The 890-nt window shown below is 39.7% G+C and carries 2 protein-coding genes; both read right to left on the minus strand.

Annotated features, from left to right (window positions below; all coding sequences use genetic code 11):
• Nucleotides 1–110 precede the first annotated feature (110 nt).
• A complete protein-coding gene (locus tag DD616_RS17220; RefSeq protein WP_017049509.1) occupies nt 111–410 on the minus strand; it encodes a type II toxin-antitoxin system RelE/ParE family toxin in 300 nt (99 codons plus the stop codon).
• A gap of 7 nt (nt 411–417) precedes the next feature.
• On the minus strand, nt 418–660 hold the full coding sequence (locus DD616_RS17225) for a type II toxin-antitoxin system Phd/YefM family antitoxin (RefSeq protein WP_017045808.1): 243 nt from the start codon (nt 658–660) through the stop codon (nt 418–420).
• Nucleotides 661–890 lie beyond the last annotated feature (230 nt).

Genomic DNA, 890 nt, shown 5'->3' on the forward strand with positions numbered 1-890 from the left:
CAGTGTTTAAGTGTGTTTTTTGAGTTCGGCGGTGCGTTGTCAACCCCTTAGCCGGGCGTTAGTTTACCAATCAAAATTGCACCCTAACTCAATACGCTAGGGTGTGATAATTATCGCAGATGGTTTTGTGGCAATTGCGATTGTCCAAGGACTGCAACGACCAAAATAAAGCTGTCTTCCTTGGTAAAGTAAGCCGTATGCTTGCCTATAGGGAAGTAAAAACCATTTTGATATAAATCGTTGCAGCTTCTGCCTACCGCTGGGTTATCTGCGAGCATCTGAAACCCAGTAAGAAGAGTATCTTTGTATGCGTTCCACTGCATCTCGGAAAAGTTTGTAACGGTATAATTTTTGATTTTATGTAAATGAGCCTGTGCTAATTTACTTAGTTTATATTTACTCTTGTGCATACTTTACTTACAACGCGTTTAGGAAATTTTCACCGTCAACTATATTGCCTTGGGCTAAGTCTGCTTTTGCGGACTCAAAACAATGTTTTATGTAATCTGCTTTCATGACTTCAAGTTCTTCATAGTCTCTAATCGACATCACAACAACGGCATCTTTATTATTTTTACTAATTTTAACTGGCTCACGTTGAGCGTTTAGAAGCAGTTCACCGAAATTACGTTTGGCATCATTTGCTGTTAATGTGTACATGGTTAAGCTCCAAGTCTGTAAGTGCAGTAATATTATAGGGTATCGAGCCAAATGTGCAATTTAATTAAATCGTGCGATTGGTGTGAAAAGTAAACTAACAAAGCATTTAAGATGGATTCGCAACGCTTGGCGGTTTTAGTGTAAATTCAGTTTTTCCGTTTTAAGTGGTTTGTCGCGGCATAGGTGTTTAGCGTTGCTCACCACTTAACGCGGCGTTAGGCAAGGTGAGT

Source organism: Vibrio anguillarum (assembly GCF_003390515.1).
GTDB classification, from domain to species: domain Bacteria; phylum Pseudomonadota; class Gammaproteobacteria; order Enterobacterales; family Vibrionaceae; genus Vibrio; species Vibrio anguillarum.

Bases quoted from the DNA above. Each gene is read 5' to 3' on its own strand.
- DD616_RS17220 (WP_017049509.1), bottom strand. From the start codon at position 410: ATGCACAAGAGTAAATATAAACTAAGTAAATTAGCACAGGCTCATTTA.
- DD616_RS17225 (WP_017045808.1), bottom strand. From the start codon at position 660: ATGTACACATTAACAGCAAATGATGCCAAACGTAATTTCGGTGAACTG.